Annotated in this window: 24 protein-coding genes, 2 pseudogenes and 1 riboswitch; of the genes and pseudogenes, 15 read left to right on the top strand and 11 right to left on the bottom strand. The window is 72.2% G+C overall.

Annotated elements, in window-relative coordinates:
- The first annotated feature begins 153 nt into the window (after positions 1-153).
- Positions 154-319, top strand: a riboswitch (cyclic di-AMP (ydaO/yuaA leader).
- A gap of 5 nt (positions 320-324) precedes the next feature.
- The 3 genes from ACU616_RS18825 (at position 325) to ACU616_RS18815 (ending at position 3,518) form a co-directional block, all read left to right on the top strand.
- Positions 325-927 (top strand): LysM peptidoglycan-binding domain-containing protein, encoded by a 603-nt coding sequence (locus ACU616_RS18825; protein WP_446759941.1) that lies wholly within the window; start codon positions 325-327, stop codon positions 925-927.
- A gap of 112 nt (positions 928-1,039) precedes the next feature.
- The gene (gene treZ, locus ACU616_RS18820; protein WP_446759940.1) at positions 1,040-2,794 is read left to right on the top strand and encodes a malto-oligosyltrehalose trehalohydrolase; all 1,755 of its coding nucleotides are present in this window, start codon (positions 1,040-1,042) and stop codon (positions 2,792-2,794) included.
- Position 2,795: 1 nt separating this feature from the next.
- Complete coding sequence (locus ACU616_RS18815) at positions 2,796-3,518, top strand: dihydrofolate reductase family protein (protein ID WP_446759939.1); 723 nt, start codon at positions 2,796-2,798, stop codon at positions 3,516-3,518.
- 9 nt (positions 3,519-3,527) lie between these two features.
- On the opposite strand, the gene ACU616_RS18810 is transcribed toward ACU616_RS18815, so the two are convergent.
- Positions 3,528-3,914 (bottom strand): type II toxin-antitoxin system VapC family toxin, encoded by a 387-nt coding sequence (locus ACU616_RS18810; RefSeq protein WP_446759938.1) that lies wholly within the window; start codon positions 3,912-3,914, stop codon positions 3,528-3,530.
- Entirely contained in the window at positions 3,911-4,144 is a 234-nt protein-coding gene (locus tag ACU616_RS18805) for a type II toxin-antitoxin system Phd/YefM family antitoxin (protein ID WP_446759937.1), read from the bottom strand. The genes ACU616_RS18810 and ACU616_RS18805 overlap by 4 nt, the downstream gene beginning before the upstream one ends.
- Positions 4,145-4,281: 137 nt before the next feature.
- On the opposite strand from ACU616_RS18805, the gene ACU616_RS18800 reads away from it, so the two are divergent.
- From ACU616_RS18800 to ACU616_RS18790, 3 genes are all read left to right on the top strand, one after another.
- A complete protein-coding gene (locus ACU616_RS18800; protein WP_446759936.1) occupies positions 4,282-5,349 on the top strand; it encodes an ATP-dependent DNA ligase in 1,068 nt (355 codons plus the stop codon).
- Positions 5,350-5,416: 67 nt separating this feature from the next.
- Complete coding sequence (locus ACU616_RS18795) at positions 5,417-6,976, top strand: alpha/beta hydrolase (RefSeq protein WP_446759935.1); 1,560 nt, start codon at positions 5,417-5,419, stop codon at positions 6,974-6,976.
- 25 nt (positions 6,977-7,001) lie between these two features.
- The gene (locus ACU616_RS18790) at positions 7,002-8,069 is read left to right on the top strand and encodes a DNA polymerase domain-containing protein (RefSeq protein ID WP_446759934.1); all 1,068 of its coding nucleotides are present in this window, start codon (positions 7,002-7,004) and stop codon (positions 8,067-8,069) included.
- Between the two features lie 325 nt (positions 8,070-8,394).
- Here the strand turns inward: ACU616_RS18790 and ACU616_RS18785 are convergent, their stop codons facing one another.
- The 3 genes from ACU616_RS18785 to ACU616_RS18775 are packed head-to-tail and all read right to left on the bottom strand — an operon-like array spanning position 8,395 to position 12,414.
- Positions 8,395-11,232, bottom strand: a complete 2,838-nt coding sequence (locus ACU616_RS18785; protein WP_446759933.1) for a CHAT domain-containing protein — start codon at positions 11,230-11,232, stop codon at positions 8,395-8,397.
- 44 nt (positions 11,233-11,276) lie between these two features.
- Positions 11,277-12,101 (bottom strand): hypothetical protein, encoded by an 825-nt coding sequence (locus tag ACU616_RS18780; protein WP_446759932.1) that lies wholly within the window; start codon positions 12,099-12,101, stop codon positions 11,277-11,279.
- Positions 12,102-12,105: 4 nt separating this feature from the next.
- Complete coding sequence (locus tag ACU616_RS18775) at positions 12,106-12,414, bottom strand: hypothetical protein (protein ID WP_446759931.1); 309 nt, start codon at positions 12,412-12,414, stop codon at positions 12,106-12,108.
- A gap of 265 nt (positions 12,415-12,679) precedes the next feature.
- On the opposite strand from ACU616_RS18775, the pseudogene ACU616_RS18770 reads away from it, so the two are divergent.
- A pseudogene (locus ACU616_RS18770) lies at positions 12,680-13,302 on the top strand (IS5 family transposase); the annotation flags it as partial.
- A gap of 277 nt (positions 13,303-13,579) precedes the next feature.
- Here ACU616_RS18770 and ACU616_RS18765 read toward each other — a convergent pair.
- Both ACU616_RS18765 and ACU616_RS18760 read right to left on the bottom strand, forming a co-directional pair.
- Positions 13,580-13,864, bottom strand: a pseudogene (locus tag ACU616_RS18765) (DDE-type integrase/transposase/recombinase); the annotation flags it as partial.
- A 1,283-nt stretch (positions 13,865-15,147) separates the two neighbouring features.
- On the bottom strand, positions 15,148-15,534 hold the full coding sequence (locus ACU616_RS18760; RefSeq protein WP_446759930.1) for an STAS domain-containing protein: 387 nt from the start codon (positions 15,532-15,534) through the stop codon (positions 15,148-15,150).
- A gap of 721 nt (positions 15,535-16,255) precedes the next feature.
- Here ACU616_RS18760 and ACU616_RS18755 point away from each other — a divergent pair.
- From ACU616_RS18755 to ACU616_RS18720, 8 genes are all read left to right on the top strand, one after another.
- Positions 16,256-16,747 carry an ATP-binding protein gene (locus ACU616_RS18755; protein ID WP_446759929.1) on the top strand — a complete coding sequence of 164 codons (492 nt, stop codon included), beginning with the start codon at positions 16,256-16,258 and terminating at the stop codon, positions 16,745-16,747.
- A 263-nt stretch (positions 16,748-17,010) separates the two neighbouring features.
- A complete protein-coding gene (locus ACU616_RS18750) occupies positions 17,011-17,202 on the top strand; it encodes a hypothetical protein (RefSeq protein ID WP_446759928.1) in 192 nt (63 codons plus the stop codon).
- A 351-nt stretch (positions 17,203-17,553) separates the two neighbouring features.
- The gene (locus tag ACU616_RS18745) at positions 17,554-18,318 is read left to right on the top strand and encodes a hypothetical protein (protein WP_446759927.1); all 765 of its coding nucleotides are present in this window, start codon (positions 17,554-17,556) and stop codon (positions 18,316-18,318) included.
- A 168-nt stretch (positions 18,319-18,486) separates the two neighbouring features.
- A complete protein-coding gene (locus ACU616_RS18740; protein WP_446759926.1) occupies positions 18,487-18,762 on the top strand; it encodes a type II toxin-antitoxin system Phd/YefM family antitoxin in 276 nt (91 codons plus the stop codon).
- The gene (locus ACU616_RS18735; RefSeq protein WP_446759925.1) at positions 18,759-19,034 is read left to right on the top strand and encodes a type II toxin-antitoxin system RelE family toxin; all 276 of its coding nucleotides are present in this window, start codon (positions 18,759-18,761) and stop codon (positions 19,032-19,034) included. The genes ACU616_RS18740 and ACU616_RS18735 overlap by 4 nt, the downstream gene beginning before the upstream one ends.
- 412 nt (positions 19,035-19,446) lie before the next feature.
- On the top strand, positions 19,447-19,935 hold the full coding sequence (locus ACU616_RS18730) for a Gmad2 immunoglobulin-like domain-containing protein (protein WP_446759924.1): 489 nt from the start codon (positions 19,447-19,449) through the stop codon (positions 19,933-19,935).
- 428 nt (positions 19,936-20,363) lie between these two features.
- Positions 20,364-20,939, top strand: a complete 576-nt coding sequence (locus ACU616_RS18725; protein WP_446759923.1) for a hypothetical protein — start codon at positions 20,364-20,366, stop codon at positions 20,937-20,939.
- Positions 20,936-21,688, top strand: coding sequence for a methyltransferase domain-containing protein (locus tag ACU616_RS18720; protein ID WP_446759922.1), 753 nt, complete (start codon positions 20,936-20,938; stop codon positions 21,686-21,688). Before ACU616_RS18725 ends, ACU616_RS18720 begins: the two co-directional genes overlap by 4 nt.
- A gap of 87 nt (positions 21,689-21,775) precedes the next feature.
- Here the strand turns inward: ACU616_RS18720 and ACU616_RS18715 are convergent, their stop codons facing one another.
- The 4 genes from ACU616_RS18715 to ACU616_RS18700 all read right to left on the bottom strand — a co-directional run bounded on the left by ACU616_RS18715 (position 21,776) and on the right by ACU616_RS18700 (position 26,013).
- The gene (locus ACU616_RS18715) at positions 21,776-22,822 is read right to left on the bottom strand and encodes a S66 family peptidase (protein WP_446759921.1); all 1,047 of its coding nucleotides are present in this window, start codon (positions 22,820-22,822) and stop codon (positions 21,776-21,778) included.
- A gap of 82 nt (positions 22,823-22,904) precedes the next feature.
- On the bottom strand, positions 22,905-23,606 hold the full coding sequence (locus ACU616_RS18710) for a DUF4383 domain-containing protein (RefSeq protein ID WP_446759920.1): 702 nt from the start codon (positions 23,604-23,606) through the stop codon (positions 22,905-22,907).
- A 126-nt stretch (positions 23,607-23,732) separates the two neighbouring features.
- Entirely contained in the window at positions 23,733-25,472 is a 1,740-nt protein-coding gene (locus ACU616_RS18705; protein ID WP_446759919.1) for a S8 family peptidase, read from the bottom strand.
- Positions 25,473-25,599: 127 nt separating this feature from the next.
- Entirely contained in the window at positions 25,600-26,013 is a 414-nt protein-coding gene (locus tag ACU616_RS18700; RefSeq protein WP_446759918.1) for a GlcG/HbpS family heme-binding protein, read from the bottom strand.
- Between the last annotated feature and the right edge of the window lie 23 nt (positions 26,014-26,036).

Genomic DNA, 26,036 nt, shown 5'->3' with positions numbered 1-26,036 from the left:
CGTCCGGCGCCGGCCCGGCCGGCGGGCGTGACACGCCTGGGACCCGTGGGGCGCGACGTGCCGCGCCGTGATGTGGCCGTTACCTTTGCCCACGCACCCGGCCGACAGAGAGCCGCGTGCCGGAGCCGGTCCGCCGAACCCCGTCCGCCGGCCTCCGTTCCACTGCACATCCAGGACGGGGGTGGGGGACCCATTCCGGCGCCTGCCACCACGGTCACGGGGACCGGGCAGCGCCTTGGGGTGAGGCCGCACGACGTGTGGCCGGGGCACCGATCGCTCCGAACCCGACAGCTCACCTCGCAGGCGGCGGATCGGAGTCCCCCCATGCGCACGTCCACCTCCCTGCTCCGCCGTGCCGTCCTCACGACCGGCGTGGCCGCTGCCGCGCTCGGCGTGGCCGCCGGTCCCGCCTCGGCCGCCGCCCCCAACGACTGGGACGCCGTCGCCCAGTGCGAGTCCGGCGGCAACTGGAGCATCAACACCGGCAACGGCTACTACGGCGGCCTGCAGTTCAGCCAGAGCACCTGGGCCGCCTTCGGCGGCACGGCCTACGCCGCGCGCGCCGACCTGGCGACCAAGGCGCAGCAGATCGCCGTCGGTGAGAAGACCCTCGACGCCCAGGGCCCGGGCGCCTGGCCCACCTGTGGCAAGGGCCTGAACCCGTCCGCGCCCGAGGCCGGCGCGGCCCCGGCCGCGGCTCCCGCTCCGGCGCCGGCCGCCGCTCCCGCTCCGGCGGAGCGGGAGCCCGTGGCCGCCTCGCGCGCCGACCGGCCGTCGGGTGGCAGCTACACGGTCGCCGCCGGCGACACGCTGTCGACGATCGCCGCGGCCCACGGCACGACCTGGGAGGCCCTGTTCGACCTGAACCAGGGCACGGTCAGCGACGCCGACCAGATCTTCGTCGGCCAGGTCCTGCAGCTCCCCTGACGCCGCGCGGCAGCCGGGGGACGCGCTCCCCCGGCTGCCGCCGCAGCGGTTGGCCCGCCGGTGGGCGGGCACCAACCTCCGGTCACCCCGCACGACCCCTGGAGGCCCCCGCATGTCCGCACCCGTCGAGTTCGCCGTCTGGGCGCCGGTCCCCGAGCGGGTCCGGCTGCAGGTCGACGGAACGGTGCACGAGATGCGCCGGGACGACACCGGCTGGTGGCGCGCCGAGGTCGAGGCCGCACCCGAGGCCGACTACGGCTACCTGCTCGGCGACGACGACACGCCCCGTCCCGACCCGCGCTCGCGCCGCCAGCCCGAGGGCGTGCACGGGCTGTCCCGCCGCTACGACCCGGCCACGTACGCGTGGGGTGACCGCGCCTGGACCGGCCGCCCGCTGGCCGGGGGGGTCGTCTACGAGCTGCACGTCGGCACTTTCACGCCCGAGGGCACCCTCGACGCCGCGATCGGCCGGCTCGACCACCTCGTCGACCTCGGGATCGACTTCGTCGAGCTGCTGCCGGTCAACGGCTTCGACGGCACGCACAACTGGGGCTACGACGGCGTCCTCTGGTACGCGGTGCAGGAGAGCTACGGCGGCCCTGCGGCCTACCAGCGCTTCGTCGACGCCTGCCACCAGCGTGGCCTCGGCGTCGTCCAGGACGTCGTCTACAACCACCTCGGCCCGTCCGGGAACTACCTGCCGCTGTTCATGCCCGTCTTCAGCGAGGGCGGGGCGAACACCTGGGGCAGCTCGGTCAACCTCTCCGGCCCGGACTCCGACGAGGTGCGGCGCTACATCCTGGACAACGCGCTGATGTGGCTGCGCGACATGCACGTCGACGGGCTGCGGCTGGACGCCGTCCACGCGCTGGTCGACGAGCGCGCCACCCACGTGCTCGAGGAGATGGCGCAGGAGGTCGACCGGCTGTCGGTCGCCGTCGGCCGGCCGCTGACCCTCATCGCCGAGAGCGACCTCAACGACCCGCGCACGGTCACGCCCCGCATCGCCGGCGGCCTCGGCATCTCCGCGCAGTGGAGCGACGACTTCCACCACGCGCTGCACTCGACCCTGACCGGCGAGGGGCAGGGCTACTACGGCGACTTCGCCGCGGCCGGGCTGTCCGGGCTGGCCAAGACGCTCACCGGCGCCTTCTTCCACGACGGCGCGTGGTCGAGCTTCCGGCGCCGGCACCACGGCCGCCCGGTGGACACCGCGGCGCTGCCGGGCTGGAAGTTCCTCGGCTACCTGCAGGACCACGACCAGATCGGCAACCGCGCGATCGGCGACCGCGTCTCGGCGTCCCTCTCCCCCGGCCTGCTCGCCGTCGGCGCCACGCTGGTGCTGACCAGCCCGTTCACCCCGATGCTGTTCATGGGCGAGGAGTGGGGCGCCTCGACGCCGTGGCAGTTCTTCACCAGCCACACCGACCCGGAGATCGGCCGGGCGACGGCCGAGGGGCGCAAGGGCGAGTTCGCCGGGCACGGGTGGGACGCCGACGAGGTGCCCGACCCGCAGGACCCCGAGACCTTCCGGCGCTCGAAGCTGGACTGGGCGGAGGTGCAGCGCGAGCCGCACGCGCACCTGCTCGGCGTGCACCGCGCGCTGATCGCCCTGCGGCGCGCCCACCCCGACCTCGTCGACCCCGACCTGTCGTCGGTGGCGGTCAGCTGGGACGACGCCGACCGGTGGCTGGTGGTGCACCGCGGGTCGCTGCGCATCGTGGCCAACCTCTCCGGCGAGCCCCGCGAGGTCGACCTCGACGTGCCGGCGCACGACGTGCTGTTCGCCAGCGGTGAGCTGCCCGCGCTCGACGGGACGACGGTGACCGTGCCGCCGGAGAGCGCGGCCGTGCTCACCACCGCCTGAGGTGCGCCGGCTGCTGCCACCCCCGGGCGCCGAGCTGTCCGACGAGGACCTGGTGGCGGCCTACGCGCTGCCGGCCGGCCGGTCGGTGCGGGTGGACTTCGTGGCCTCCCTCGACGGGGCGATCACCGTCGGGGGCAGGAGCGCGGGCCTGGGGTCACCGGGTGACAAGCGGGTGTTCCGGGTGCTGCGGGCGCTCGCCGACGCCGTGCTCGTCGGCCACGGGACCGCGGCGGCCGAGGGCTACCGGCCCGTGGCCGCCGACTCCGCGGTCGGGCGGCTGCGGACCGGCCTGGGGCGGCCGGTGTCGGCGCCGGTCGTCGTCGTCTCGCGGCGGGCCTCGCTGGCCCCCGGTGACCGGCTGGCCGTCGCGCCGACGGTCCTCGTCACCTGCGCGGCGGCCGACCCGGACCGGCGGGCCGAGCTGGCCGAGGCCGGCGTCGACGTCCTCGTCTGCGGCGAGGACGACGTCGACCTGCTGCTGGCGCTCGACCGGCTGGCCGACCGCGGGCTGGAGCAGCTGGTGTGCGAGGGCGGCCCGGCGCTGCTCACCTCGGCCCTGGCCGCCGGGGTGGTCGACGAGCTGGACCTGACGATCGCGCCGGCCCTCGTCGGCGGGGAGGCGCGCCTGCTCGACCGGGCCCTCGGCGCCGTCGTCCGGCCGCGGCTGGTGCAGGTGCTCGAGGAGGACGGCGTCCTGTTCACCCGCTACGCCGTCGACCGGTAGCCCCCTCGCTCAGCCGACCAGCCGGACCGCGTCGCCGTAGCCGAGCAGCCGCCGGTCCGCGGTCACCAGGACGGCGTCCTCCGCCACCGCCTGGGCGACGAGCAGCCGGTCGAACGGGTCGCGGTGCACGTCGGGCAGCTGCTCGACCGCGGCGGCGTGCTCCGCGGTGACCGGCAGGTGGTCGAGCACGAGCTCGCGGGTCACCCGCCGGGTCCACGTCCGGACGTCGGTGCCGACGGAGAGCTTTCCGAGGCGCTGCTTGATCGCGAGCTCCCAGACGCACACCGCGGAGAGCAACCGCTGGTCAGCGTCGAGGACCAGGTCTCTGGCCGCACCCAGCCGGGCCGACTGGTGGGTGGCCCAGACGAGCACGTGGGTGTCGAGGAGGACCCTCACTCCTCGCCCTCGAACGCCCGCTGCAGGTCCTGGGGGAGGTCGTCGAAGTCGTCCGCGATCCACACGTTGCCGCGGTCGAAGTCGAAGTTGGGCGTCCGCCGGGTGGGACCGACCAGCCGGGCGACCACTCGGCCCCGGTTGGTGATCTCGACCTCCTCGCCCGCGGCGACCCTCTCGAGGAGGCGCGACAGGTGTGTCTTCGCCTCGTGCACGCCGACCGACGTAGTCATGTGAGTTAGTCTACTCAGCCGCTGCACCTCCCTCCGGACCACGATGAGGTGCGGCCGGGGACGAGGGCGGGCCGGCGCCACCCGTTCGGACGACGGCGCGGTGTGCGCCGTCGGGGCCCGCTGCTTGACTGACCGGCATGGACCTGCCCCTGCTGCCGCCGGTGAAGCCGATGCTGGCCAAGGCCACGACGAAGCTCCCCACCGGGGAGGGCCTGTTCTACGAGCCGAAGTGGGACGGCTTCCGCTGCATCGTCTTCCGCGACGGCGACGAGGTGGAGCTCGGCAGCCGCAACGAGCGCCCGCTGACCCGCTACTTCCCCGAGGTCGTGGCCGCGGTCAAGGAGGCGCTGCCCGAGCGGTGCGTGGTCGACGGCGAGATCGTCGTGCCGCAGGGCGACCGGCTGCACTTCGAGTCGCTGCTGCAGCGCATCCACCCCGCGCAGTCGCGGGTCGACCTCCTCGCCGAGCAGACGCCGGCCCACTTCGTCGCCTTCGACCTGCTGGCGCTGGGTGAGGAGTCGCTGCTGGAGACGCCCTTCGCCGAGCGGCAGGCCCGGCTGCACGATGCGGTGCGGTCCACCGAGCGGGTGCACGTCACCGCCGTCACCCGGGACGTCGCGACCGCGCAGCGCTGGTTCGAGGAGTTCGAGGGCGCCGGGCTCGACGGCGTCGTCGCCAAGGCACCCGACCTGCCCTACGGCCCCGACCAGCGGCTGATGACCAAGGTCAAGCACGTGCGCACGGCCGACTGCGTGGTGGCCGGCTTCCGCTGGCACAAGAGCGGGCCGATCGTGGGCTCGCTGCTGCTGGGGCTCTACGACGAGGGCGGCCTGCAGCACATCGGCGTCGCGGCGTCGTTCCCGATGGCCCGGCGGGCCGAGCTGGTCGAGGAACTGGCCCCCTACCGTGCCGAGGCGCTCGACGGCCACCCCTGGCAGCACTGGGCGAACGCCGAGGTGCAGGCCGACGGCGAGCACCGGATGCCGGGCGCGCAGAGCCGGTGGAACGCCAAGAAGGACCTCTCCTGGGTGCCGCTGCGGCCCGAGCTCGTGGTGGAGGTCAGGTACGACCAGCTGGAGGGACGGCGGCTGCGGCACACCGGCCAGTTCCTGCGGTGGCGGCCCGACCGCGAGCCGCGCAGCTGCACCTACGACCAGCTCGAGGTCCCGGTGCGCTACGACCTGGCCGAGGTGTTCGACGGATGACCGCCCCCGAGCCCGCCGCCGGTCCCTGGACCGGGGCCGGTCCGGCGCGCCTCCTACCCTCGTGACCGTGCGTCTGCGCCGCGGCCTGCTGGCCGCCTCGACCGGACTGCTCCTGGCGGTCACCGGCTGCACCTCCTCCGAGTCGGGACAGCCCCCGGACTCGTCGGCCACGACGACGGCGGACGCCGAGCCCGAGGCCGCGCCGATCACCTGGACCGACTGCGACGCGCGGATCAGCGAGATCATCGCCGGCACGCCCGGCAGCGAGCGCGACCTGGCCTTCGAGTGCGGCCGCACCGAGGTGCCGATCGACCACGACGAGCCCGACGGCGCGACGCTGCCGCTGTTCCTCGTCCGAGCCACGCTGGCCGGCCAGACCGACCGGATCGGCTCGTTGCTGGTCAACCCGGGCGGCCCCGGCGCCTCCGGTGCCGATGCCGCGCTGAGCATGGCGCTGACGCTGCCCGAGGACGTGCTGCGCCGCTTCGACCTGGTCGGGTTCGACCCGCGTGGCGTCGGCCTGTCGACGCCGGTCGAGTGCATCCCCGCCGAGCTCAAGGACCGGTCGATCGCCGCCGAGCCGCGCCCGACGACCCGCGAGCAGATGGACCAGGTCGTCGCGCTCTACGACGAGGCCGCCGACGCCTGCACTGAGGAGTACGGGGAGGCGCTGGGCACGTTCGACACGGTCGACACCGCCCGCGACGTGGACCTGCTGCGCCAGGCGCTCGGCGACGAGCAGCTGACCTACCTCGGCTACTCCTACGGAACCACACTCGGCTCCACCTACGCCGAGCTCTACCCGGACCGGGTGCGCGCCATGGTGCTCGACGGGGCCGTCGACCCCGACACCGACCAGCAGCAGCAGGCCGAGGCCTCCTCCACCGCGCTGGAGGCCAGCTTCGACGCGTTCGCAGCCAACTGCACCGGCCTGGTCTCGGGCTGCCCGCTCGGCGACGACCCCCGCCGCTTCCTCGACGACCTGCTCGCCGCGGCCGCGGCGACCCCCGTGGCCAGCAGCGCCCCCGGTGAGACCCGCACGGCGACGCCGGGCGTGATCACGACCGCCGTCCTCGCCGGCATGTACGACCCCGCGACGTGGCCGCAGCTGTCGCAGGCGCTGGCGGCCGCCCGCAACGGCGACGCGGCCGGCGTCTTCTCCCTGGCCGACAGCTCCTCGGGCCGGCTCGACGACGGCAGCTACACCAACCTCCTCGACGCCAACACGGCGATCAGCTGCGCCGACACCCCCGAGGACGAGACCTACGACGAGGACCGGGTGCTGCAGCTGGCCCAGGAGTGGTCGCAGCGCAGCCCGCTGTTCGGCGCCGGCGCGGCCGCGGGCCTCTACACCTGCTCGACCTGGGACGCACCGCGCACGCCGCTGCCCGAGCGGGACGCGGGGGGCAGCGCGCCGATCGTCGTCGTCGGCAACTCCGGGGACCCGGTGACCCCGCTGCCCGGTGCGGTCCACCTGGCCGAGGACCTCGAGTCCGGCGTGCTGCTCACCTGGCAGGGGCAGGGGCACACCTCCTACCCGAAGACGCCCTGCGTCACCGACGCGGTGAACGCCTACCTCGTCGACCTCGTCGCGCCCCAGGACGGACTCACGTGCCCGGCCGCCTGAGCCGCCGTCCCGGACGGAGCCGCTGATGGCCAGCAGCAAGGACGCCGTCGTCCTGTCGGTCGACGGGCGCGAGGTGCGGGTCTCCTCACCGGAGAAGCCGTACTTCGGCGAACGCGGGATCCGCAAGATCGACGTCGTCGAGTACTTCGTCGCCGTCGGCGAGGGGATCCTGTTCGCGCTGCGGGACCGGCCGACGACGCTCGAGCGGTGGCCCGGCGGGGTGTTCGAGGGCGCCCGGCTCTCGACCCGCACGGACAACACCGGCGACGCCTTCTACCAGAAGCGGGTCCCGAAGAACGCCCCCGAGTGGGTGCCGACCGCGCACATCACCTTCCCCAGCGGGCGGACGGCGGACGAGATCGCGCCGGACTCGGTCGCGGTCGTCGCCTGGTGCGCCAACCTGGGGACCCTGACCTTCCACCCGTGGCCGGTGTCGAAGACCGACGTCGAGCAGCCCGACCAGATCCGCATCGACCTCGACCCGCAGCCGGGCACCGACTTCTCCGACGCCGTCTGGGTCGCCCCGCACGTGCGCGAGCTGCTGCACGAGCTCGGCATGGAGGGCTGGCCCAAGACCTCCGGCGGGCGGGGCGTGCACGTGTACGTCCCGATCCAGCCGCGGTGGACGTTCCCCGAGGTGCGCCGGGCGGTGATCGCCTTCGGCCGCGAGCTGGAACGGCGGCTGCCCGACCGCGTGACGATGTCGTGGTGGAAGGAGGAGCGCGGCGAGAAGATCTTCATCGACTACAACCAGATGGCCCGGGACCGCACGATCGCCTCGGCGTACTCGATCCGGCCCAGGCCGCACGCCCCGGTCAGCGCGCCGCTGGACTGGGACGAGCTGCCCGACGTCGTCCCCACCGACTTCGACGTGCTGACCATGCCGGCCCGCTTCGCGGCGGTCGGTGACAAGCACGCCGGGATGGCCGGGCACGCCTTCTCCATCGAGCCGCTGCTGGAGCTCGCCGAGCGCCAGGCGAAGGACGACGGGCTGGGCGACCTCCCCTACCCGCCGGACTACCCCAAGATGCCGGGCGAGCCGATGCGGGTCCAGCCGAGCAGGGCTAGGCGTGCTACCAGCGAAAACGGTTGATCCTTGTGCTTCCCAGGCCTGGCGCAGCGTCTGGCACCGGTCGCGTTCGGCACCGCTCGACCGCCGCTAGGGCCTGCGTCTGCCGGGCATGGACGGCGCCGCGTCCGACCGGCGTCCGCGGTCCTTCCGCCGAGCGGCGCTCGCCAAGCCGAGGCCACGCCGACATCGGCAACGAGTCACCGCTCCTGAACGCGCGGGACGATGCCTGGCGCCTCTGCTCTCCCGTTGCGCTCACGAGCCGTAACCGTCCGCCTCGGCGAGATGGACTGCCTCCCGGAGGCAGGTCGCGCTTCCGGCCGCACCGTACCGGGCGGTCTGGCGCGAGTTAACGAGCGAGGATTCGACCTGTCTCCTGGTGGATGCGCGCGAGAAACGGTGAGGCGGGAACTGCCTCCAACAGCTTCTCGAGCGCTTCCTCCAGAGAACGCTCGGCGGACCTCACCTCCCCCAGCGCACGCACGCGCAGCCGCCCGAGGAGAGCATGAGCGAGGCCGTTGAGCCGGGTGTCAAAAAGAGCCGATCCGATGAGCGTCACGTCGACCAGCTGGCTGTAGAGATCCAGGATCTCGGCGCGGGACGACGGGATGCCGATCGCCTGCGTGTCCAATCCGCACGCATGCGCACGCTGCAGCACGATCACGGCGTGTAGCGACAGGAGGCCATCAGCGGTCACGTGGTCCTGCTGATCGAGCCCGTCGGAGTCGAGTCGGATGAGCCGCTCGGCGGTCAGACCGCCCGGCGCACGGTATGCCGAGTAGAGCAGCTCGCGAACGATCAGGCGAACGGGGAGGGGTGCGTCGGGGACAGCCGCTTCGGCCTCGCGGAGGGCCTCGTCCGTTCGGAGGACGGCGTATGAGCGCAGCGCCGCGTGCCACGTGCGGGCCTTGGCGGACGAGGGCGATTTCGCGCCTGACTGCGTCAAGGACGCCAGCTGCAACTCCGGATCCCCGAACGCCGAGAGGGAAAGCCACGTGTAGGCGGGCATCTCGTGACTCATGGACTCCTGAGCCCCGCGCACGGCCTCACCGAACGGTAGCAGCCGCAGTCGCGGATAGACGCAACGGACCGCCTGGCTGGCGCGCTCCTCCGGCACGGCGTGGTTGAAGGCGAGCAGACCAGGCGCTCCGCGTTCGGCGAGCCGGCTCGCCATCCCGGTCTGGTAGCCACCTGGTCCGTGCCGGACGCTGGCTCCGTCGCAGGCACAGAGGAAGACGAAGCCCGTGGTGAAACCGGGCAGGCGGTCGAGGTGATACGGCCGAAGCACCTCCCCGGACGTGAGGGGGAGTCCCTCGTACACCTCCGACGCGAGTCCGTGGCCGACGTAGTGAACGATGCCGGCTGCGCCGTCCAGAAGATCCACCACGTCGTCCGCTCCGGCCTCCGTTTCCACGGCGGCGTCGAAGCCGAGCACGGTCAAGATGTGCGCTGCCCGCGCCGACTCCGCGTGCAACAGCTTCAAGGACGACGGCCCGGCATCGGGGTCACCCGTCACCACTCGGGCCGCTCGACTTCCGGGGAGCGGAGGGCGCGTGGCTGACAACAGTTCCCGGAGGTGGTTGGGCCCGGGGGTCCGGAGGATGCTCGTCGTGCTCGCCAGCCATCGCCCGTCCAGGCGCAGTGCGCCGAGCGGGAACCTGTCGACCGCGCCATACGGGTGGGGCATGTAGTAGAGGACCTCCGCTGACCTGAGCAACGCTCGGGCCCCGACGGTTAGGCGCTTACCGAGGTGCTCACCGATCCCGGCTAGTTCTGCGTCGATCTGGCGTAGCTGGCGGGAGTCCCGGCGCAGGTCCGCGGCGAGTTGCTCGTCCATCAAGGTCAGGAAGCGCTCGATGTCAGCGGCACCCGCCTCTCCCAACGGCACCGCCTCGAAGGAGAACGCTCCGTCGAGGAAGCCATATACCACGAGCACGACCTCGTCCGTGGCGGAGCAGAGATGGACGACTCTGCTCGTGGCAAAGGGTTCGAGCATTGATCGAGTGATCTCGAGCGGTCTCGACCTGGCAGCGAGGAGACGATCCCAACCGCGCCCCTCCGGCAGTTCTCGGTCCAGACCTGCCGTCTGCTCGGGCCGCTGCAGGGCCCACAACACCGACAGGAAGTCGTTGATCCGTTCGTCGGATCGGTCTTCGGAGGCGGCGAGAACGGTGATCATGAGACTGAGCGCAGGTTCCAGGAATCGCTTGATTGTGTAAAGCGTCCTTCGGTCAGCGCTGTCGGGAATGTGGTCCTCGAACATGCTGATCGCGCCGGCGAGACTGTGCCTGACCGTCGGGTCAGGACGCTCCTTCCATGCCGCGATGCATTCACCGGCCCAAACCCGGGAAGCTCCGAGATGGTCCCCGATCAGCTCGAAGTACGACTCGAGACGTGCGTAGCGTGCACGAGCCTCGCGGAAGCGCCCGAGCCTGAGCAGGCAATTCGCCAGGTTGGCTGCCGCCGAAGGTTTCCTGACGTCTTCGCCCCCAGCAGCCGTGAAGTGAGCAGCGGCCACCTCAGGGTCGAGGGCGGTCCAGACGTTGCCGAGGCACATTTCGACCGCCTCGAGATCCTCTGGGCCGAACGCGAGTCCGAACAGGTCGTGATACCGGTCGATGTCAGTCTCACAGCGACGGCCGGCCGCAGCCGCGTCCTCGCTGTGCCGGGAGTCGACCAACAGCTCCACGGCGCGTGCGGACAGGCGGAGGAGCAGCGGGAGCCCTCGCCCGATCGCCCACGAACCGACCAGGTCACGGGCCGGGATGCGCATGCCCTCGGCACCCACGATCTCCCGCAAGCAGGTCATGAGCTGATCGGCAGCCGGGTGGGCGTCCGCTGCCGCCCCACCTGCGAACCGGAACAGATCCGATCGGAGTTGCTCGTGGAGATCCAACGCCACCACCGGCTGGTAGCCCTGCGCAGCGCACTCGGCCAGCACTGCTGTCTGCTCGAGGCTGACCAGGCTCCCGGGCGGTGTTCCACCGATCCCCGTCGATCGCTTGATTCGCGATACCGCTGCCCACGGGCGGCCCTGCGCCAGCGCCTCCTTTGCCTCGAGCCATGCCCTCCACGCATTCACCGTCGGGTCACGGCTGATGATGCCGAGTCTGGGATCCCGGTCCCGTAGCGTCGAGTAGGCGTATCTCGCTGCATCGTCCGAGAACAGCGTCGTGAAGATCTCCACTTGGGCGGGAGGAGGACGTCCATGCGCGAGGTGCGAGCTGCCACTCATCGGACGTACGCCCACCTCGGCCCGAGACGCCCTCGCCCGTCGAGGGGTCGGTATCCCTGGAACAGGTAGCCCGCGGGGAAGTCATACGTGACAGAGAAGGTGCCCTGGCCGGCCAGCCGCGCGTTGACCGAGATGTCCAGTCCCAGCTTCGGCAGGGTGAGACCCGCGTCGACGGAGGATTCGGTGGTCCAGTCGAGCTTCTCGACCTTTCTTCGACCGACGGAGTCCCTGCGGAGGTCCAACACGATGTCGTCGAACTCGTTGTCGAACGGGTCAACCTGTTCCGGCGCCACCGAGCAGTACGGACAGGGATCGACATCCACGGAACGGTCGGCCACGGGTTCGAGCACCTCTGCGACGACGGACTCCCTGTCGTCCGTCACATAGAGGTGTGGCAGGACTCGAAGGTCCACTAAGTACGAGACGCAGAGTCGTCGCGGAGCGGCTGCCTCGGTGGACGCCGTGACCGCGATCTTGCGTCCCCTTCCCAAGCCGGTCCCAAAGGCCTTAATGACGACGCCTGCCTGCCCGCTTTGTGTGCTCTCCAGCCGCTCCTGAGCTGCGCCTCCCCGCGGGACGTGACACTCGAACCAGGTCATCGTGACGGTCTCGGGTGGCATGGACCGCACGAAACGGCGCCCGCGCAGCCATGACATGAGCGACGAGACGCTCTCCCGCACCCCCATGGTGGCCTGCAGCGGTAGATCGGAGGCGTCGATGGCCTCGGTCACGGTCGACAGATCACGCTCGTTGCCGCCCGCCGAATCGACCACCTCCTCGAGACCGGGAAGCGCCCCCAGGTCCAGCACCTCGGTCTTCACGTGACTAGACCGAAGCCATCTGAGCGAGTAGTTGTTGCCCGAGGCGATCGGTGTCCAGTACCAGATCGGCCTCAAAGGCGCCGCGGCTCATGAGCTCGCCGAGCAGAGCCTCGGGCGAGTCCGCCGAGAGGGCGATCCAGCCGATCTTCCCGCCCTGACTCCCCATCACATCCGAAGCGAGGGCGGCAGCCTGCTGGAGCAGCGCATCCTGGGTGAACGCCACGACGATCTCCCCCACCGTGGTGCGGAAGGAGAAGAAGCCCATGGGCTCCCCCGCGGCGTCCAGGTTCAGCAACAGGCGATACGTCGTCATGACACATCACCGCTCGGGAACTCAGCCAACATCGTGACACCGCCTCCAGTGGTACGCCTAGTGGTCGGGCCTCGGTCGAGCCCGTGAAACCGCTGACTACTCCGTCCGCGTCACAGGAGCGTCACCGCGCCGCTCGGGTGGCGGTGCGAGGGGATGCACGAGGGCGACACCGGCGTGGTTGCGCGACTTCAGCGCTAAGAAGACGTTGCGGGCGTAGGTCCCCAGGCCCTGGCAGTCAGTACGCCATCCGTTCAGGGTGCCGGGCATGTCGTCGCCGGCGTGTTCCCCGCTGCCGCGGCTGATCAGTGACGAGCTGTGGGCGCTGGTCGAGCCGCTGATCCCACCGCGCAAGCCGGCCGTGCACGGTCGCACCGGCCGGCCCCGCACGTACGACCGGGACGTGCTGTAGGGCATCGCCTTCGTGCTCTCCACCGGCATCGGCCGGCCTAAGCTCCCCATCAAGCTCGGCTACGGCTCGGGCTGGACCTGCTGGCGCCGGATGCACGACTGGGCCGAAGCAGGCGTGTTCGACCGGCTGCACCAGGTCGTCTTGGACCGGCTCGGCGAGCACGGCCGGCTGGACTGGTCGCGCGCCAATCTCGACTCGGTCAGCGTCCGGGCGAAAGGGGGGAGCTGACCGGCCCGAACCCCACCGACCGAGGCAAGGCCGGCAGCAAATACCACCTGCTCGTCGACGTGCACGGGTTGCCGCTGGACGTGCTGGTCTCGGCCGCGAACCGGCACGACAGCCTCTTCGTCGAGCCGATCCTGGACTCGTTTCCGGCGATCAAACGGGGTGGTCGCGGCCATCCGCGGCGCCGGCCGATCAAGCTGCACGGGGACAAGGGCTATGACAACCCGCGAGTCCGCGACTCTGCGCGGCAACGAGCCCGCTACCGTGAACGGCGTCGTGGTGGCATGGGCACGGGCGATTTCCTGCGCCGCTTGAGGCACGGCAACTCGCCCGATAATCCGCCCACTTCCGTTCAGGCGCGACCTGGGCTCTTACCGCTCTGAACAGCGCTTTCGGGTTTCGCTTCCCGAAGATGCCGGGCGAGCCGATGCGGGTCCAACCGAGCCGCGCCAGGCGTCCCAGCAGCGAAGATGCGCCATCATGAGACTCGCGGTGGTCCAGCTGTGCTGCTCGGACAGTTGGTCAAGCGGGTGATCGGTGGGCCGAGCCGTTGTCGCTGAGCACCCGCTCGATGGTGATCCCGCGGGCGGCGAACCAGGCCACCGCGCGGCGCAGCACGCCGATGGCGGTGGCGGCGGTCTCGTCGTCGTGGATCTCGGCGTAGGCCACCCGGCTGTGGTCATCGAGCACGGTGTGCACGAACGCGGTGCCCATCTTCGGATCTCGCCAGGCGGTGCGCGGCGTGCCCCGGGTGGCGGCGCGATGGCGTCTGCCCCGGGCCCGGCCGACGTAGCGGCAGCCGCCGCCGTCGGGGATGCCAGCCGGCCGGCATCGGGGACCTCCGGTTGGGAACGGCGACGTCGAGCACCGCCACTCCTTCCGGTGCGGTCGCCAGGCAGCCGAGGGCGGTCGACGACCGGCGTCGTTCGAGGGTGGGACTCGGGGCAGTCCGGATCGCCGCGGTGATCGACTCGCTGCCGGAGGTGGCGCGAACGACGATCAGGTCGTGAGGTCCCAGCGGGAGTGGCCGGAGGTCCCCACAGGCTCGGCCGAGCTGGACCGACTCCGTGAGGCTGTGTTGCACCAGGAGACCGCGCAACTGCTGGAGCTGCGCGCCACCCGGGCCGCCGCCGACCTCCTCCACCGCGCTCACCAGCGACGCGCTTGAGCCGATCGGCTGGTCGCGTCGCTGCACCGGCTCGCCGCAAAACGGCGGCATCCGAGTGCCGGGCGCTGACCGGCCGCTGGGCGACGCACCAGGAGACCAGCGCCTCGCTCACGGACATCGACGGCTCGGGGAACACCTGCACCAGATCGAAGACCAGCTGCTCGACATCGCCGACCACGGTCTCGAGCCCAGTCGCGACGCTGACGCAGCCCGCGAGCGGGCTCGCCGTCTCTCTACTGACGCCGACTGTGAGCTGGCGCGTGCCGACGAACTCGACGGGTCTGCTCCGCGCGACCGGTAGCAGGTGACCGCGACAGCGCTCGCTCTGGCACGCAGGGCTCACTGGTTCGCCGACGGGCGAGCGTCACGCCGATGCCCCACGGCCACCGGCCGCGACGAGACACCACGGTCCGAGCTGCACGAGAAGGGCTGCGCTGCGGACGTGGTGCGGATCCCTGCGGCCTGGCGGCACGGTCACCGGACCGGCGCTGACCGGCCCGTTGGCTCGTTGGGGAGCAGCTCCTGCGACAGAGGGCCCCACCGTCACTGGAACTCGACGAACCGCCCCATGCCAGCTGGGCACCTGGCGACGACGACGGTAGCGCCACGGCGACGGCTCCCCTCGCGCGAAGCCCGTGCGGACACCGCGCTCCAGCACGTGGTCGTGTGCGGTGGTCGCAACGGCGAGCCGCGGTGTGGCCGGCGTCCGCTCAGGTGTCGACTCGAACGGTCTGACTGCGGGATGGGCAGGCGCCGATGCCCCCGTCGCAGAAGAACAGCGGCGTGGGCCGAGGAGGTCCTGGAGCGGGCAGCTCAACGGTGCTCATCTCATGGGAGAAGCGCACCACCGTGTCGCGGGAGCGGGCGTGCGCAGCCTCGGCGCTCCGGTCCGGATCGGGGTCCGCGATCGCTGCCGCGCGCGACACGCCCATCACGCGCGGTCGTCGCCAGGCACGCCCGCACTCGCCAGCTCACTCGGCTCGGGTGCGTCGACGAGATGGGATCCGAGTCCGACGAGATCGAGGAGATCGCGCAGGGCTGGCGTGGCCCCCACGAGCAGTAGGTCAGCACTGCGCCGCCGTGCCGCACCCTGGAGCGCCACGAACACCCGCAGGCTCGGGACATCGCAGAAGGTGACACCCCGGAGATCGACGAGCCACACCCGGGGTCGTGCCGCTGTCAGGGCGGTGACGCACGCCGCCAGCTGCGGCTGTAGACGGTCATCGAGGTCGCCGCGCAGCGTGAGCTGGCCGGTTGCCAGATCGATCCTGCAACGAGCAGGAGTCGAGGGGGATGGAAGGCAGAGGAGGCTTTGCACGGACACCCACTCGACGCCGGTTCAGAAGGGCGAACAGGCCATCGCCGCGATGGTCTGCGCTGGCCCGCTGTTGGACCTGACGCAAGTCTGGCCTCCCGCAGTGTGCGTCGCAAGCCATCGGGTTGTGGGCCACCGACCCATGGGCTCGGTCGCCGACGTCTGGTCGCCGACGTCTGGTCGCCGCCGCCTGGTCGCCGCCGCCTGGTCGTCGCAGCCGAGCGCGGTCACTGCGCCGCGACCGGAGGTCGCAGACGAGTGACTGGACCCGGCATCCGGGTCGCTGCTCTCACGCCCTCGTCGCGCGCTCACCCGTCGACCCAGCCATGCAGGCCGGCGGCGTGGGACAGGTGCGACGAGTCGACGTGCGCGACCGCGGTCGTCCGCGGGGAGTATCGCCTCGGTGGCGCTGCAGAGGCTGTCGCACGACAGGGCGGAGGGCACGACTGCCGGTGCGCTGACCTGCTGCGCGTGGTCCGTACTGCCGTCGGTACAGGAGCAGGTGGGTGGCGGGAGGCGACCGGCTCCGGTCCCACGATCACTGCCGTGACGGGTCCACCACCATCTTGCGACCGAGGACGGCGTCGCAAGATCTGGGCGCTGTGCCGCCGAGCGCCACACCGGGCAGGTCGACTGCGAGCACAGTGCCGGCAGACCGCGCTGCCGGCGTCCTCCTGAGCGGCGTTGCTGCGGAGGAGCGGTCGGTGACCGAGGACGTCGATGAGTGGTTGCCAGTGTCGATGACAGGGCATCCCTTACGGACGACGCCGACCGAAACGAGCCGATGTTCCAGGGAAACTGGCTGAAGCGGCCTTGTCCCGTGACCGTGGGACCGCGCTACGAGACCGAGATCACCGCCGCGCACCAGCTCCGAGAGGTGCGGGCCGGCTTGCGGTCCTGGCTGCCGTCCGCCGCCTCCGACGGCGGCATGAGCACCACGGTCCTCGACGGGTTGTTGCTCGCCATGGACGAGTTGGCCGCCAACGGGCTGCGGCACGGTGGCGTACCCGTGCGGGTGCGTGCCGTGCTCGCCGCGCAGTGCCTCCTGCTGGAGGTGAGCGATGCCGATCCTCACAACGGACCGGAGCCGGCCACGGGACGGGATCCCGCACTCGGAGGCATGGGGCTGCACGTGGTCGCGCACCTGAGCTTCGCACGTGGATGGGAGGTACGAGGCGACCGAAAGCACGTCTGGGCGTGCCTGCCGGTCGACTGAGTCGTCCTGTTGCGCGGTCCGGATCCAGGACACCGAACCCTCTCCACCTCTCCGGCGTCACCAGACGACCGGAGCTCGCTCATCCGCGAGCGGCCAGCATGATGCTCACCCGCGGCGTCCCGCTCACGGTGGCCTCGGAGATCCTCGGCCGCTCGAGGACAACTGCAGAGGAACCGGAGCCGTCCGCTCCCCCACCGGGCGGGCCCGGACGGCTCCCGCGTCGCCCGGGGACGGACCGGAGAAGCAGCCGCAGCCTCAGTCCCATGACGGCCGACCACTCCCTCATCGCGCGGCTCGCCGCGCAGGGGTCGTGGGCGAGGACCGCCGACCCCAGCGCGCGGACGGAGCCGGCACGTCGCGCGATGCTCGACCGGTTCGAGCGCCAGGTGGACCCCGACGGCGTCCTGCCCCAGAACGGACGCCGGGACCGGCCGGACGAGGACCAGCCTCAGTAGCCAGGGACTGCGCGAGCGGATCCGGCCGGGTTCCGTCAGGACGCGCCGCAGCCGGTTCGGATGCGACTCATCCGCCGCCTACCGAGCCAGCGTGCCTGCTGCCCCTCCTCGCGTACGCGGATGGTGGCCGGTCGGGCGTCGTGCCCTGCGTGACTGCACGTTCCCCGTCGCACAGGACTCCTCGAGGGTCACGCCGTCGGAGCCACCACGGGCAGGTGGAGTCCTCGAGCGGCAACTCCCCCGACGACGACGACAGGCCACGCGCCCAGCCGTGCAGCGGGACCGTCCGGGCCTGCGTCACGGGTGGCCAACTGCCATCCTGCACGAGTCACCCACAGACAGGAGACCCACGTGACCGGCGGTTTCAACCTCCCGAAGCCGGAGTTCGACCTCGAAGCGACCGTCGACCGTGCGATGGCGTTGATCAACCGGACCCTGCAGCCCTCGCTGGAGGATGCACAGAAGGTCGTCGACAAGGTCCGTGCGGGCAAGCCGCTGGTCGCGCCGGCGAACCTGGTCGACCAGGTGACGCGTGGAAACCGGATGAGGGCCGCTCGAGCCGTCTCCTTCTCGCTGCCGTCGATCCTCCCGGGCGTGGGCACGGCCATCTCCGCTGCCGCGGTGCCGGTCGCCCTGAGGGAGGTCCTGAAGGAGGCGGTGAGCGCGGCGGTCAAGGTCGGACTGCTGTTCGACAGAGACCTCACCGACCCCGAACTGACCCGCACTGCCGTCCTGGTGGTCCTCACGGAGGGAGCGGTCAAGCTCGACAGGACCGGGAGGATCCGTCCCGACGCCATCCTGGGACGCCACGCTTCGCTGGTGGGCACCACCGCCGCCTATGACGCCCTGGCGGCCCTGACGAAGACGGAGCGACAGGAGATCGCCGCCTCGCAGTCGGAGATCCTCCGGGCATGGGCGCTGGCCGTCGGTCCGCCACTCCTGGCCGGACTGCTGCCCTTCGGCCTGGGGCCCATGGCCGCTGCGAACTACGTGCAGTACGTCCTCAAGGGCACGATCACGGCCGCCACCAGGGTCTTCGGGCCCGCTGGGAGCGTGCCGGTGGCCGTCGACGAGATCCCCGAACGCGAGGTCCAGCAGGGCGAACCCGAGTCCTGAGTCGGCACGTCAGCCGTTCGGCGGGTCCAGCCGTCTCGCGCCCGCGAGCCCGCGCGCCACCCGCGACTGACGGGACCGTCGCAGCGGCCGTCCTCCTGACGAACAGTACGAGGGACGGTCCGATCGGGCTGCTTGACCACAGTGGGGTCGTTGACCAGAATTGAGGTCATGACGACGCAGTCCCTGGCGGCGGTCAAGGCGCACTTCAGTCAGGTGATCGACGAGGTCGCCGGCACGCACGAGCGCGTCACCGTCACCAGGAACGGCAGTCCGGTCGCGGTCATCCTCGCCGTCGAGGACTACGAGTCCCTGATGGAGACCCTGGAGATCCTCTCCGATCCCCGAGCGCGCTCGGAGATCGGGCAGGCCGAGGAAGCCATGGCCGCCGGTGAGGTCTACGGCGAGGCCGAGGTGCGGGCCGCACTCGCGGCCCGCCGGCGGTGACCGGCCCTCCTCGGTACACCGTCGTCCTCTCGGCAGCGGCCAAGCGGGCCATCGAGCGGGACCTCCCCGAGCGGGTGGCCGTCGCGGTCGTCGACTTCCTCTACGGGCCGCTGGCTGCGGACCCCTACCGCGTCGGGAAGCCGCTCCGCTTCGAACTCGAGGGCTATTGGTCCGCGCGACGGGGCCAGTACCGCGTCGTCTACTCGATCCACGACGACGAGGTCCTCGTCAGGGTCGTGCGCATCTCGCACCGCGCCGACGTCTACGGCTGACCGGTACCTCCGTGCCGGTCCGGACGCCGGAACGCGCTTGAAGACCCAACCACTGGTGCTCGACGCCGACCTGCGGAATCACCGCCCTGGACAGTGCTTCCGTGGTCCGCTCCCCGAAGATGCCGGGCGAGCCGATGCGGGTCCAGCCGAGCCGCGCCAGGCGTCCCACCAGCGCTGAGGGGTGATCCGACCGCTCCCGGAGGGCTGGCACGGCGCTCACTCGCCCGAGGACCTCCCTGGACGGCGATCCGGCTCGAGGACCTGGCGACGTCCTCCCGGCACCCGAGGTGTCCGCCTGATGACGGTCGCTCCACCACCGACCCGGCCGGACCCACGGTCGGGCGGCCCGTGACGCTCGGGTGACGCCACCGGCGGGACCATGCCGCCGTCGGCAGGTCACAGGAGGTGTGGGGTGGTCCGTCTCATCGAGGTCCGACAACCGGCCGAGCACGACGTGATCGGTCGGACCTTCACCATCGCCGGGTTCGGTACCGGCTTCGAGGCGACGGTGCTGTGGCGACTGGTCGGGCAGGACGTGCTCGGCGAGGGGAGGATCGACGGCGCCGGCTCGATGGGCGTTCTGGACGACTTCGGGCACGACGTCTCGCTGGACCCGGCCGTGTCGGCCCGTGGGACGCACGTAACCCTGCAGGTCTTCGGGGACGACCCGTCGGGGCAGCACCCGCCCGGTCCGGACCTGAACGAGATCAGCGTGACTCTCTTCTCCGGACTGCAGGGCTGGAAGCTCTACGAGGTCCAGCGAGGTGACACCCTCAGCGCCATCGCACGGAACGAGGGGCACGACACCCGGGCCGGCGACGTCTTCGAGGCCAACAGGGACGTCCTCACCGACCCGGACCTCATCCGCCCGGGCCAGATCCTGCGCGTCCCGCTGCTCTGACGGCGAGACCGCCGAGCCCTCCACCGCCGACGGTCGGCTGCGGGGCGTGCGCCGGTTGCGCTGCGGCTGGTCACTGGAGGAGGACTGGAGGAAGGCTCCCACCGACGGCATCGAGATCCCCGGCCACCCGATGGCCTGGCCGTCGCCGGTCCGCACGGCCCGGGACGTCACCTCCACTCGGGGATCTCGTCCGAGGACCTCTGCAGGTATCTCCTCGGCCGACGCGCGCTCATACGGGAGCGGCACGAACCCGTGACCGTTCACGTCCTGGTGCGAGGTGGCCGATGAGTGCGGTGAGCGCGCCGCTCCGCGATGAGTGGCCGGGGAAGGGCACCTCCCCTCCCGCTCGATCCGCCCGTCCGAGTGCTGCCCCTGCCCGCGCGGGCAGGCTGGTCCGGCGCCTCGGTCGGCCGCCGCACGTCACGGCGTTGCACGGGGAGGACGCCCTGCAGACGTTCGCCGAGGAGTACGAGCGGGCTTCGGGATACCGGGTACCCGAGCGGCACCTGCGCCGCTCCCAGGTCCTGGGCATGGTCATGCAGGGGCGGCTGGTGGGCGGGGGCGTTCTGTCAGACGCGGCGCCCCTGCGCACCCTGCAGCGACTGCCGAGGCCGGAGCGGGAGGAACTCGCCGGCCGGCTGGCGGGGCGCAGCCTCGTGGACGTCACCTGCGTGTGGCTCGGGGCCGGACACCGGGGTGGCGCGCTGTCCGCGTTGTTCTGGGGCACCCTCCTCCGGCGGATCCGGGCCACCGGCGCCGAGCTGGTGCTCTTCGGCACCGAGCAGCCCGGCCTGCACCGGCTCTACCGCACGGTGCACGCCGACCTGCTCTACCGCGGTCCGGTCACCGTCGACGGGCAGGAGCGCGATGGCTGGGTCTTCCTCAAGCGGAACGGGTCACCGTGGCCGGTGCTGGTCCGGATGACGCTGCACCGTGCGCGCCGCCGGGCCGGACGCCGGATCGGGGGCCCGTCACACCGGCCGGAGGGAGGGGAACGGGCATGACCGACACCCGGGTCGGTGCTGAGTACCTGCGCCAGGCCGCGGTCGCGGCCGCGGAGCTGAAGGCCACCAGCTACGAGGCACTCGACCTCAGCCCGGCGGCACGCGTGCTCGACCTGGGGTGCGGGCCCGGCCTGGATGTGCGAGCACTGGCCGGGAGGAGCCGCCAGGTGATCGGGGTCGACCACGACGCCGACCTGCTCGCCGCAGCACGGGGCGGCGACGATCCACGTCCGTGCCTCGTCCGGGCCGACGCGCACGCCCTGCCGTTCTGCTCTGGCAGCTTCGACGCCGTGCGCGCGGAGCGCCTGCTGCAGCACGTGGCCGATCCGGCCGGCGCCATCCGCGAGATGACCAGGGTGACCCGGGTCGGTGGACGCCTGGTGCTCATCGACACCGACTGGGCCTCGCTGTCGATCGGCTGCGGGCCCGTCGAGATCGAGCGCCGCATCGTCGCGGCCCTGCTGGGTCAGGTGGCGCGCCATCCCACGGCAGGCCGGGACCTGCTCCGCCACGCCGCCGATCTGCCGCTGGAGATCCTGTCCGTCACGGTCCACCCACTCACCAGTGGTGACCCGACGGTGGTCCGTCAGATCGCGCACCTGGACCTCGCCGAGCGACTCGCCGTCGACGACGGATCACTCAGCTCCGAGGACGTGCAGCACTGGCACCGGAGCCTCCGGACAGCCGGCCGGCGGGCGACGCTGCTGGCCGCCATCGACCTGGTCGTGCTCATCGCGCGGCGCCGGTGACGCAGGCACGGTGCGCCCGGGGCGGCCTCGTCGTCCTCGGTCTCGACAGGCGGTGCCGACGCCAGCGGTCCGGTGCGTGCCGGAGCGTCAGTACCGGACGGTGATCGTCCGGGCCCGGCCGTCGACGGTGATCTCGCCGCCGTGCGGGAGGACGAGCTGGGGGTCCGTGTGGCCGAAGTCCACGTCGAGGACCGCGACCGCGTCCGGCGCGTACTCCGACAGCGCCGCCAGCACGGCCTGGTGCTGTTCCTCCCGATAGGCCTGCCGCTGCTCGGGAGAGTGCGGCGTCCCGAGGAAGCGGGCCTTCGCCCGGCCGACCAGCACGGCGGCGAACCGGCCGAGCAGCCCCCGTTCGCCCAGGCACATCAGCAGCCGGGCCACGAAGGTCGCCGGGGGCAGCTCCTCGGAGGTCTCCAGCAGCAGCACCGCGCCGGCGTACTCCTCGTCCGGTCGCATCCAGCGGCCGGTGCGCAGCTGGACGTCGACGATTTCCAGGGAGCCTCCCCAGCCGGGGCCGCTGACCCGCCGTGGCGGGCCGTGCCAGGACCAGGCCGGGGCGGGCTCCAGCACGGGCGCGGTCGCCAGTGCGGCCGGCTCCGCCCAATCCTGGTCCGCGTCCGTGAAGGCGTCCGGCTGCGGCAGCACCCACTCCCCTGGCTCGAACAGCGCCCGGCGCAGCGACTCCCGGGTCAGCGGGTGCATCGCCCCCGGCCGGCCCCACTGGACCATGACCGCGCCACCGTGGTAGCCGACGATCCCCAGCCGCCAGAGGTGGTGCAGCAGGTTGGTGGCGTCGCTGTAGCCGAACACCGGCTTGGGGTGCGCGGCCACCAGCTGCGGATCGAGGTGGCGCAACACCTTCAGCTGGTCGTCCCCACCGATGCTGACCAGCACCGCGGTGATCCCCGGATCGGCGAAGGCGGCGTGCAGGTCCTCCGCCCGCTGCCGCGGGGACGCGCCCATCATGCGGGTGGTCGGGAACTCCACCGGTTCCAGGCCGAACTCCGCCCGCAGCCGGCGCAGGCCGAGCTCGAACGGCAGCGGGAAGACCGCGGGTAGCGCCGTCGACGGCGACAGCACCGCCACCCGATCCCCCGGCCGGGGCTTGGGCGGGTAGGTCAGGCAGCCGGCCACGGTCCTCTCCACGTCCGGGAGCCCGAGCAGGGCCGCTGCGGTCGCCGGCCGTCCCGGCCGCCCGGCGGTGCGACCCAGGCCGTCAGCGCCGCGCGTCCTCGTCGAAGGACATCCACACCCGCCGGCGGTCGGCCCTGCTGGTCACCTGGGCCATCGCGGCCACCCGGCGGCGCTGGTCGAAGGACGCCACGTGCTGCACGACGGCGACCTCGGCCTCGCGCATCGCCCGCTCGGCGGCGAACTCCGCCGGCGTCGACGGGAACCCGTCGTCCCCGTCCGTCTCCGCGAGCGCGTGCGGGTGGGCGTAGGGACTGTCCTCGGGCAGGTGCCCGCTGATCCGGCCGTAGGCGCCGAGCATGAGCAGCAGCAGGCCGACGACGACGGAGAACGCGACGTTGCTGAACTCGAAGGCCAGGATGTTCAGGCTCGTGCGCAGGACGGCCATGTTGCCCAGCGCGGAGAGCAGGAACAGCGAGCCGACGACGATCATCACGGTGGAGGCCACGCGGGGTCCGCGCGCGGCGGCGCCGAGCAGCACCAGCGCGACGACCACCGAGATGAGGGACAGCAGGCCGTTGGAGGACATGCCGAGGATGCGCTCACCCTCGGTGGAGAAGAAGTCCAGGCCGCCGGCGAAGCCGAGCAGGCCGAAGACGAGCAGGAACAGTGCCACGAGGACGGCACCGGAGCGCTGCACGACGAACACGCGGGCGCCGAGGCTGCGCCGTTCCCGCGCAGGAGCGGAGCGCGTCGTCGGGTGAGGGAGGTGGAGTCGCAGTGCCATGGTCAGCTCCCGGGGGAGGAGGTGGCCCCATTCTGCGCGCCCCTCGGCCAACCGGATGCGGTTCGCGGCGGCCTTTCTGGACGGCTCGACCGGCCGGCCGGGGCGGCGGGCCTCACCGGCGGGTGGTCACCGGACCAGCACGGCCGCCTCCGCGTCGACGATCCCCTCGCCGTAGAGACCGTTGACGTCGGTCGTGCCCTCGCAGGCGGCGTTCCACTCCGGCGGCCGCTCCTCGTCGGTGTAGACCTCGACACCGCCGGCAGGACAGGCGTGGTCCTGCGCCGACTGGGCGAGCACGCGGGCGACCGTCTCCGGTTCCAGGGCGCGTCCCCCGTGGGGAGTGGGGCGGCCCAGCTCCTCCATGACCAGCGCCGCGACGCCCACGACGTGCGGGGAGGCCATCGAGGTGCCCTGCAGGTAGGTGTAGAAGCCGCAGACGCCCTGCGCGTCGCAGTACTCCACGGAGAACTCGTCGACCGGGTGGCCGTTCTCGTCGGCCAGACCCTCGGCGACGGCGACGTCCAGCGGGTACGACGACAGGACCAGGTTGCCCGGCACCTGGTACTGCGGCGTCCCGACGAAGTCGCGGGACCAGCCGCCAGGGGCGGCGATCTCGACGTCCCCGAGCCCGTAGTTCGAGTAGTCCGCCTTGGTGGTCGACGGGCCGACCGCCGACACGGTGATCACCTGTGGCGCCTCGGCGGGCAGGACCAGGCAGGTGTTCGCGACCGTCCGCGGCCGGGCCGTGTCCGGCGGGTAGTCCGGGCTCGTCTCGTCGACGCGCGTCGTGGCCGCCAGGTCCTGGTGCTCGTTGCCCGCCGAGCCGACGAGCGTGACCCCCCGGTCGTGGGCGTAGGCGACCGCGTCCAGCACCAGCTCGCGGACGAGCCGCTGCTGGGCGAGCTCCTCGTCGGTCACGGTGCCCTCGAGGTACTCCTCCCGGGAGGAGCAGTTGTACAGCCACGGGTCGGTGTAGAAGCTCGTGTTGACGACGTCGAGCCCGGCGTCCCCCGCGTACACGAGCGCCGCGACCGTCTCGTACAGGAAGAAGAAGCCGGAGTCCTGGCCGGCGCGCAGGTTGACCAGGGTGGCCTCCGGTGCCACGCCCCCGATCCCGAAGCCGTTGTCGGCCGCGGCGACGGTGCCGGCCACGTGCGTGCCGTGCCCGTTGTCGTCCACGTCCGCCGGGTCGACGCAGCCCGCCATCTCGCACGGGCCGTCGATCTCCGGGATGTCGGTCGTGAAGTTCCGCGACCGGGCGACGTCGACGTTCGGGGCGATGTCGGGGTGACCGGCGTCGATCCCGGTGTCGATGATCCCGACGTCGACGCCCTTCCCCGTCGCGACGCGGTGCGCGCCGTCGGGGGTCGCGCCGATCATCTCCATGTCCCACTGGAGACCGGCCAGCGGCTCGGCGTCGGGGCCTCCCGGGTGGTCCGGGCGGGCGGGCCCGCCGGCCCCGCGTTGCGCGGCCGGCGGCCGTTCCTCGGCGAAGCGGTGCGGCATGCCCGGACGCACGGTGCCGACGGCGTGGTTCCGCGCCGCCCCGCCGATCCCGTCCTGGGCCCGCACCTCCTCGAGGAAGGCGGCGTCACCGGAGGAGACCAGGGCCATGCCGACCTGCGCGGTGACGCTCTCGACGGTGCCGCCGGCGGCCTGGATCGCGGCCGTCGCCGCCTCGGGTGTGCCGGTGAAGGAGACGACGTACTCCGCGTCGGCGGTGCCCGTCCCCTGCTGGGCGACGTCGACGCCGACGTCCGCGGCCCCGGCGGCGGTCGTCGCCGTCGCGACCACTGTCGTGGCCGCGACGGCGAGGACCCCGAGAGTCCCGAGCACACCGCGCCGACCGGACCGCTGCGACCACATGACGCGTCCTTCCCGGGGCGAGCCCTGGGTGGCACCGGCGGCCTGGACACGGCCGCGACCCGCACCAGGAGTACACCGGGTCGGTACCCACGGTGTCGAGAGGCGCCGGCCCAGCGCCTCCCGCCGGTCAGCCGGTGAACGCCGCGCGCCCCGCCTCGGCGACCTGGTGGTCCTCGTCGACGGACCCCGCGCTGACCCCGACGCCGCCGGCCACCTGACCGTCGGACGTGCGCAGCAGCACCCCGCCACCGAAGACGACGAGCCTGCCCTCGCTGGTGGACTCGATGCCGTAGAGCGGCCCGCCCGGTTGGACGAGCGGCACGAGGTCGCGGGTGTCCATCTGGAACAGGACCGCGGTCAGCGCCTTGCGCTGCGAGATGCTCTCCCCGATCAGCTTGGTGTCGTCCATGGCGGCGAACGCGACCAGGTTGCCGCCGTCGTCGACCACGGCGATGTTCATCGGCTGCCCGACCGAGGTCGCCTCGGCCTTGCAGGCCCCGATGATCGCCTCGGCCTGCGCCAGGGTGATGTTCCGAGCCACGACGCCTCCTCACTCGAGCCAAC

It is taken from the genome of Geodermatophilus sp. URMC 62 (genome assembly GCF_052931475.1).
Note: the sequence above shows the minus strand (reverse complement) of the source record. Positions and strands in the feature narration are given on the sequence as shown.